At 47.3% G+C, this 8,085-nt stretch carries 6 protein-coding genes; 4 read left to right on the top strand and 2 right to left on the bottom strand.

The genetic code is table 11. From position 1 onward, the window contains the following. Window positions 1–8: 8 nt before the first annotated feature. The 3 genes from WBA23_RS15740 to WBA23_RS15730 all read left to right on the top strand — a co-directional run bounded on the left by WBA23_RS15740 (window position 9) and on the right by WBA23_RS15730 (window position 3,644). Window positions 9–1,208 (top strand): hypothetical protein, encoded by a 1,200-nt coding sequence (locus WBA23_RS15740; protein ID WP_424583241.1) that lies wholly within the window; start codon window positions 9–11, stop codon window positions 1,206–1,208. A gap of 117 nt (window positions 1,209–1,325) precedes the next feature. Continuing rightward, on the top strand, window positions 1,326–2,354 hold the full coding sequence (locus WBA23_RS15735; RefSeq protein WP_424583239.1) for a sugar phosphate isomerase/epimerase family protein: 1,029 nt from the start codon (window positions 1,326–1,328) through the stop codon (window positions 2,352–2,354). A gap of 126 nt (window positions 2,355–2,480) precedes the next feature. Beyond that, entirely contained in the window at window positions 2,481–3,644 is a 1,164-nt protein-coding gene (locus tag WBA23_RS15730) for a Gfo/Idh/MocA family protein (RefSeq protein WP_424583240.1), read from the top strand. Between the two features lie 166 nt (window positions 3,645–3,810). On the opposite strand, the gene WBA23_RS15725 is transcribed toward WBA23_RS15730, so the two are convergent. Further along, entirely contained in the window at window positions 3,811–5,142 is a 1,332-nt protein-coding gene (locus WBA23_RS15725) for an MBL fold metallo-hydrolase (RefSeq protein WP_424583238.1), read from the bottom strand. A 12-nt stretch (window positions 5,143–5,154) separates the two neighbouring features. Further along, window positions 5,155–5,964 carry a sulfite exporter TauE/SafE family protein gene (locus WBA23_RS15720; protein WP_424583237.1) on the bottom strand — a complete coding sequence of 270 codons (810 nt, stop codon included), beginning with the start codon at window positions 5,962–5,964 and terminating at the stop codon, window positions 5,155–5,157. A gap of 289 nt (window positions 5,965–6,253) precedes the next feature. Between WBA23_RS15720 and WBA23_RS15715 the strand changes: the two genes are divergently transcribed. After that, a partial coding sequence (locus WBA23_RS15715; RefSeq protein ID WP_424583236.1) for a hypothetical protein occupies window positions 6,254–8,085 on the top strand: 1,832 nt, incomplete at its 3' end.

Raw genomic sequence — 8,085 nt, 5'->3', positions numbered from 1 at the left:
TAAATGCTATGCAAGATGCCCTAGATCAGGGAAAAGGAATATTACGACTAACTCCCACCTGGGTGCCTCGCTCGTTTTGTGTACCCGGACGAAGAATTAAACTTCACCCGGATGATTATTACGTGCTGGGCGGTGAGCGCGGTGGTATTGACGAACGTTGGTTCTCATCCACCACCCCCGCAAAAAATGGCCCGCTTACCGGTGAAAACGAAGGCCTCAGTGCGGTGGTATTTGCCGACGGCAGCGAGGAAAAGCAATTTCTACTACGCGATGCGGTGGAGGAATTAAAAGGGGGACTGATCGGAGATAGAATCTGGGATGAGCACCAAAGCTGGCCAATGTACTCTAAATTTTTCGATAACATGGGACCATTGCCGCACCACATTCATCACAACGATGAGCACGCCGCAAAGGTCGGGCAAAAGGGTAAGCCCGAAGCCTATTACTTCCCGCCGCAGGTAAATAACCACGGGGGAGATTTTCCTTATACCTTCTTCGGTATAACCCCTGGAACTACAAAAGAGCAGATTCTGGAGTGCTTGAAAAACTTCACGAAGGGCGACAATAAAATCACTAATTACTCTTCGGCATTCCGCCTGGAACCCGGCACTGGTTGGGATGTACCTCCCGGCATGTTGCACGCTCCCGGCAGTATGTGTACCTACGAACCTCAAAAGGCTTCCGACATATTCGCCATGTACCAGTCGCTGGTGAACGAAGCCATTATCCCCGAAGAACTGTTATGGAATGGCACTCCCCAAGACCGCATGGGCGACCACACTCAATTGGTTGAGGTAATCGATTGGGAACTCAATACGAATCCCAACTTACTGGAAACGCGCTTTATGGCTCCCGTTTTAGTAAAACCAGAAGATCAGATGGAGGGCTACGTAGATAAATGGATCTGTTACCGCTCCCACGATTTTAGCGCGAAAGAACTCACCGTACTGCCGGGTCAAACGGTAACTATCAAAGACAGCGCAGCCTACGGCATGATTATGATGCAAGGGCACGGCACCATGAATAATTGGAATATTGAAACTCCCACCATGATTCGCTACGGTCAGCTCACCCACGATGAGTATTTCGTCAGCGAAAGTGCGGCTAAAGAGGGAGTGAAGATTACTAACCAGTCGGCTACCGACCCCATCGTGATGCTCAAACACTTCGGTCCCAAAAATCCTGATTTACCGGAGGTTATTATGTAAGTTCCTCTCGAAGTCTCTTGTAAAAGGCTTTAACAGAAGAGACTTAATTTGAAATTTATAATAGTATTACTATCTTCTTCTAAATATTTTTTTTTACCAAAAAAACAACCTGACGTTATGAGTGACCATACGTATCCCAAATTACACAACGCAACCTGGCCCGGCATTGTAGGCAAAGGTCCGGATTCTGAACCGGTAATCCCGCTGGACACCATGCTGGAAATGACTGCGGCGGCGGAGGTAGACGGAGTGAAGTTCGATGGCGTAGACCTCGGCTTACTTGATCCGCATATCAATATTAATGGTTCGGACGATGACTTTAAAAAACTAGCGGATAAAATTGCCGGACATAATCTGAATGTCGGCAGTCTGGTAGCTCCGATTTGGGGTGGCCCGGTATTGGGTAGCGACGACGACCGAAAAACCTTTGTAGAGATGGTTCGTAAAGCCTGCCACTTTGGAAAGGTGCTACGGGAACACGGCGTTCGCTCCTACGGAGTTATCCGTATCGATACCGCCTCCAGTCCTGAACAGTGGGCTGAGGATATTGCGGGTAGCAACAAACTCATTGTGAAGACTTTCCAAGAAGCCTGCGACGTGGCTGCCGATTACAACGAAAAGCTCGCCGCCGAGGGAGAAATCTGTTGGGGTGGTATGCACAGTTGGAAAACGATGGTAGATACGCTAGAAGCTGTTGATCGTTCCAACATAGGTTTCCAAGCTGATATGTCGCATACGCTACTGTATCTGCTGGGCTACAATCGTCCCGAAGACCGTATTCTTCCCCAAGATTTTGACTGGAACGACCGAGAAACCCTAGAGAAAGGCTTAGAAAAAGTAACGCAAGCTTTGCGTCCTTGGACGATTGACTTCCACGTAGCCCAAAACGACGGAACCGTGCACGGAACCGGCTCGCACGATAAAACCGGCCGTCACTGCTTGGCTACTGATCCCGATGGCAAGTTAAACGTCGCCCATGATGCTGGCTATTGGCTGCGTGACGAGAACGGCAATCAAACCAAATCCTTCGAGCATATCTGCTGGGATGGCTGTATGTTCGATAACGACGTAATGGAAAAGCAACAAACCTGGAACGACATCCTAGCCCTTATGATTAAGGTACGGGAGCAGCACGGCTGGGATTGACAATGAACAAAGAACAATTAGCAATGTACAATGGACAGTGATTGATGAATAACGAATGATGATGAATGCATAAGAATTAGTAATTATCCTTTCCTTCATTCAATCCTTCAATCATTCAACTCTTAAATTATGAACAAAAAAGAATTAAGAATAGGAACCGTGGGGCGAGGCTTTATGGGACGAACCCACTCCAACGGCTATAACCGAGTAAGCAACTTTTTTCCCGACCTACAGTACCACCCAGTACTTAAAGCCGTTTGCTCGCGCAGCGAAGACAAAGTGAAAGCTTTTGCTGAACAGTGGGGCTACGAGTCATACGAAACCGACTGGCGCAAGCTGATTGCTCGCGACGACATTGATGCGGTAGATATTTGTACGCCCAATGATACACACGCTGAAATTGCTATCGCCGCCGCCGAAGCCGGAAAGATGATCCTTTGTGAGAAGCCCCTCGCCCGCACTTTAGAAGAATCTCAGACAATGGTAGATGCGGTAGAGAAAGCCGGTGTGGCTAATACCGTCTACTATAACTATCGTCGCCTTCCGGCCGTAACCTTGGCTAAGCAAGTAATTGATTCCGGTAAGCTCGGCAAAATTTTCCACTACCGGGCTAACTTTTTGCAAGACTGGACGATTAGTCCGGAAGTACCCCAGGGTGGGGAAGGTACTTGGCGACTGGACGTGGACGCCGCGGGTTCTGGCGTTACCGGCGATTTGCTAGCGCACTGTATTGATACCGCCATGTGGCTCAACGGTGGCATCAAAGATGTATCGGCAGTGACCGAAACCTTTGTAAAGGAGCGTATGCACGCCGGAAGCGGCGAGAAGCAAAAAGTCGGTATTGACGATGCCTGCATCTTCCACTGCCATTTCAATAATGGCTCATTAGGTTTGTTTGAATCTACTCGCTACGCCCGAGGACATAAAGCGCTGTACACCTTTGAGATTAACGGCGAGCACGCCTCCATTCGTTGGGATTTGCACGATCTGAACCGGCTCGAGTACTTTGATCACAGCGATGAATCTATTGTACGGGGTTGGCGGTCTATTCACGTGACTGATGCTGACCAGCCGTATATAGACAAGTGGTGGGTACCCGGATTAGGCTTAGGGTACGAGCACTCGTTTGTGCATCAAGTAGCTGACTTTCTAAAGAGCCTTGAAAACAAAGAGGAATGTCACCCAACCTTCAAAGACGCTCACGAAACCCAAAAGGTGTGCGAGGCGGTATTAGACTCGGCGGCTGACCGCAGTTGGAAAGATACTAACGTTGAGTGGGCTGAGAAATAACCGACTATCACTATAGCAATTGATACGGGTGAGGTGTAACTACTTCGCCCGTTTTTATTGGTAGCAGGTAGATTTGATATAGTGTGTACTGAGATTTTATCTCTAATAATCAAAACCCACTATTCTGTAATATGAGAAGTATCTAACTGGCTAGTTTAATAGCAAACTAAAACTCCTTCACTGCTTCACCTAAGTCGTAAATTTTGGCATCAGGCAATTTGGCTTCCAAAAGGCTGGCCCCGGCCGCGGAGCGGTAGCCTCCGGCACAGTGAACCACTATTGGCTGATTGGTGTCAATTTCATCTACTCGGGCTGATAACTCGGGCAGAGGTATAGAAGTTGCCTGAGAAAAGATTGTGTTATCAGCTACTTCGGGGGCATTACGAATATCTACGATGGTGTATGCTTCCGGATGTTCTTTGAAGTGGGTCAGATCCAGCGAGGGGCTGGTTTCAGGGAGTGATTCCCGGACGACTATCACTCCTTTTACGTAAGCTTCGTAGCCGATCTTAGCCGTACGACGCAACGTTCGTTCAAGCTGCTCTTCATCGTCAACCACTAAATAGAAAGGAGTTTCGGGAGTAATGAGCGTACCTAACCAAGTTTCAAATTTTCCCTCTTCCTGAATATTGATAGCCCCTACTATATGACCCCGCTTAAACTTGCTTTGATCACGTACATCCACTAACGAGGCGTTAGTATCTAACTCGCTATTTAGCGATAGTTTAGGTATATCCGCCAGGCTCTCGTCAAAGGAAGTAGCTCCTTCGCGATTTACTTCCACCGCATAAGAAAAATATTGGGGCACAAAGGGTTGGTCGGCTAGCAACGCTTCTACAAAGCGATCTTTATCGTCGATTTTAAATGCCCAATTCTGCTCCCGCTCCTGACCGATAGTACTAGACGTTTCCGGCCCCATATTCTTACCACAGAGTGATCCGGCCCCGTGGGCGGGATACACCACAATCTCATCATTCATTGGCCGAAATACATTGTTGATGGTATCAAACATCTGCTGAGCCAACTCCTTTCGTTTAGAGCGAAGGTGGCCAGCGCCTTCCCGCAAATCTGGTCGTCCAACATCACCTACAAATAGCGAGTCGCCCGTATACACTGAATGCGGCTTTCCTTGTTCATCAAGCAATAAATAAGTATTGTGATCAGGAGAATGACCGGGGGTAAATAGTGCTTGCATACTTACCTGTCCGACTTTCACTTGCTCGCTATCGTCTATGGTTTGGTGCGGATAATCGGCTCCCATCCGGGAGTTAATGTAGATAGTAGCTCCCTGCTTCTGGAAGAATTCCAAGTGACTACTTACAAAGTCAGCGTGGGGATGAGTTTCAAAAACAGCGACAATGGTAGCATTGTGCTCTTGAGCAAAATCTAGGTACGGTTCCGGGTCGCGACCCGGGTCAATGAGAGCAGCTTCTTGATTGCTGATGATAATATAGGAGGCATGGGCTAATGCTTGGTCATAAAACTGCTTAATTTCCATATTCTGAGATGATTAGGTAATGATTAATTCGTTTACAATGATAAAAACGGACATGGCTAGTACAAACCAGCCAAATCCTACTTTCAAATTTTGAGAGGCAACAAATCGGGAAACATAAGTGCCCGCAAAGATACCAACTACAGCAATAGTAGTAAAGACAAGTAAGAACGTCCACTCAATAGGCTGTACTCCAATATCGCCTACAAAGCCAATGAGTGATTTAGCGGCAATAATCAGTAACGAGGTTCCAATCGCTAGTTTCATTGGTAACTTAGCCAGCAGCACTAAGGCGGGAATAATGAGAAAGCCACCTCCAGCTCCTACTAAGCCAGTTAACACTCCTACTACTGCTCCTTCTAATAAAATCAGCGGGTAATTAAACCGAATAGCTTCCTGGCCCTTGTCCGCAGCGGGCTTTTTAGCCGAGTAAATCATAGAGAAAGAAGCAACTGCCATGAGAATGGCGAAAAATACCATCACAGCAATATTCTTAGTCAGAACAAAATCACCCCAGTGAGCTATCTCTTCAGGTATGGCGGGCACAATCCACCGCCGGGTGATATAGACAGCTGTGAGCGAAGGAACAGCAAATACTAAAGCCGTTCGGTAACTCACCAAACCTTGCTTCATATAATTAAAAGAGCCTACCAATGCCGCTGCGCCTACGGTAAATAGGGAATAAGAAGTAGATAGCACCGGATCAGTTCCAACGAGATAAACCAGTGCCGGAACAGTTAAAATAGAACCACCCCCGCCAATCAGCCCTAGGCTGAAGCCAATGACCGCTGCAGAAAAATATCCGATAAGCTCAATTGCGCTCATACTTTAGTGCTGGAAATATTGATAAAAATAACAATCGCTATCATTTACATATGATACTATGTCCATAAGTTTTAGTTGAAGAGTAGAATGAAACCCGAACTCCCGCTCAAATGTACGAAACATATGAAAATATGTTCATGTTTTAGATTGTAATTTAAACTAATCTTATTAACCGAGTCCAGTAAGGCGTTCGGCGTAATAAAAATGTAGGAAATATTAAGTAGATTAGATTATTCATCACCTACTGGTCAATCGCTTTCAACCATATCGTTCGTTAAATTTCTTTCTAATGCATCAACCCCGCCGAGTAACAAAGAACTGTACTATTTATCCTAGAATACTAATCGTACTAAGTGCTATATCATTTGGAGTAGTCTTTACTATACTGGCTCAAGAAACTTCGGAAAATGAATCATTAAGCAGCGATAGGTTGATTCGTCTGAACGACTCTGGCACTCCCCCTGATTGGGCTTTAATGCAACAGCAACTGATGAAAGCGCTGTATCCGGCGGCTCTAACCTTTATAGAAAAGTACACCCACGCCGATGGCACGCTTAAGTGGCGCGAAGAGTGGCCGGGCATGGATGGCTCCGACGATGGGTATGAAGCTTTTTACAACTTTCCGCTGTACTATGCTCTGGGTGGACCGAAGGCAATCGATAGTCTTTCGAGGATATTTTGGGATGCAATTACTGAGCAGTTTACCGAGTACGGACAGGTACACGACGAGTTTGATGCCGGTTACGATTGGATGCACCACGGAGAATCCTATACGTATTTCTACTTCTTCGGGTTAGCTGATCCGACCAATAAAAAGATGCGAGATCGGGCGGTAAAGTTCGCTGAAATGTATCTGGATGACGGTACCGATAAATCCAACTACGATGACGAGCACAAAATTATCCGCTCGCCCCTCACCGGAAGTTTAGGGCCTCGCTTCATAAATACTGCTGAAGACTGGGTAACCCACCGCCCTATTTTAGCTCACTATCCGCTACCCTACGATGATATTCCCAATGTAGACAACTCTAGTGCCTGGAACGATGATCAGAAGTTTCCCTACATTCTTCAGGCGATTAATGAGCGCATGATGAAGAACGATGTGCCACTAAATCTGGCATCAACTAGCCTGATGACCAACGCCTATCTGTATACCCAGGATGAACGCTATAAAAATTGGGTGGCCGACTACGTAGCGGCCTGGATGCAACGGGTAGAAGACAATGGCGGGGTAATTCCCGACAATGTAGGGCACAGTGGAAAGATAGGAGAGAACACTGGCGGAAAGTGGTGGGGCGGATACTACGGCTGGCGCTGGCCCCACGGACTTCCTAACCAAATGGAAGCTACCACTATTGGCGCAAGTAACGCTTACTTACTCACCGGAGATTCCTCCTACCTGGAACTACCTTATTCGGTGATTCGGGCGGTTTCGGATGAATCTATAGTTGAAGGTGGTAATACTCTGGTTCCTTATCGCTACGATGACCGAGGATGGTACGATTACCGTCCTATGCGACCGAAGTATCCTACCCACTTGTGGTACTATTCGCGTAGTGAAGAAGACTGGAAGCGAGTAAAGGAGCTGACAGATTCTACTAAGTGGAAAACGCTGGCCTACCACAAAAGCAAAGGGGATTCGGAAAATACGGCGGCTTGGCTGGGCTACCTGGAGGGGGTGAATCCTACATACCCAGTAGATATTCTTCGTGCAACTTATCAGGAGATGCAACGGCGATTAGAAGTTGTCAGCAGCGATGATAGCACCCCCGATGATCAGGATGTGCACCATTGGCTCGAGCGTAATCCGGTGGTGCTGGAAGGACTGGTACAAACCATGCTGGGGGCTCCCAATCATATTTACCACGGCGGGTTACTACACGCTAGCCTACGCTACTTTGACCCGGAGAATCAGCGGCCCGGTATTCCTGAAGATGTAGCGGCACTGGTCCGGCAGGTGAATCCGCAGGGAGTATCGCTACAGTTAGTGAATCTTCATCCCACTGAAACCCGGCGAGTAACGGTGCAAGGAGGGATGTTCGGGGAGCACCAGATCACACGGGTTCGTCAGATAATTGATTATCCTTATCAGTTTAACACCATTAACAAGCGGTACTTCAC

The sequence above is a fragment of the Tunicatimonas sp. genome (assembly GCF_049647865.1).
GTDB lineage: Bacteria > Bacteroidota > Bacteroidia > Cytophagales > Cyclobacteriaceae > Tunicatimonas.
This window is presented reverse-complemented; position numbering and strand designations above follow the sequence as displayed.

What these genes read in the sequence shown, in the direction of transcription:
- WBA23_RS15740 (WP_424583241.1), top strand. Translation starts at nt 9, where the DNA reads ATGCAAGATGCCCTAGATCAGGGAAAAGGAATATTACGACTAACTCCC.
- WBA23_RS15735 (WP_424583239.1), top strand. Translation starts at nt 1,326, where the DNA reads ATGAGTGACCATACGTATCCCAAATTACACAACGCAACCTGGCCCGGC.
- WBA23_RS15725 (WP_424583238.1), bottom strand. Translation starts at nt 5,142, where the DNA reads ATGGAAATTAAGCAGTTTTATGACCAAGCATTAGCCCATGCCTCCTAT.
- WBA23_RS15720 (WP_424583237.1), bottom strand. Translation starts at nt 5,964, where the DNA reads ATGAGCGCAATTGAGCTTATCGGATATTTTTCTGCAGCGGTCATTGGC.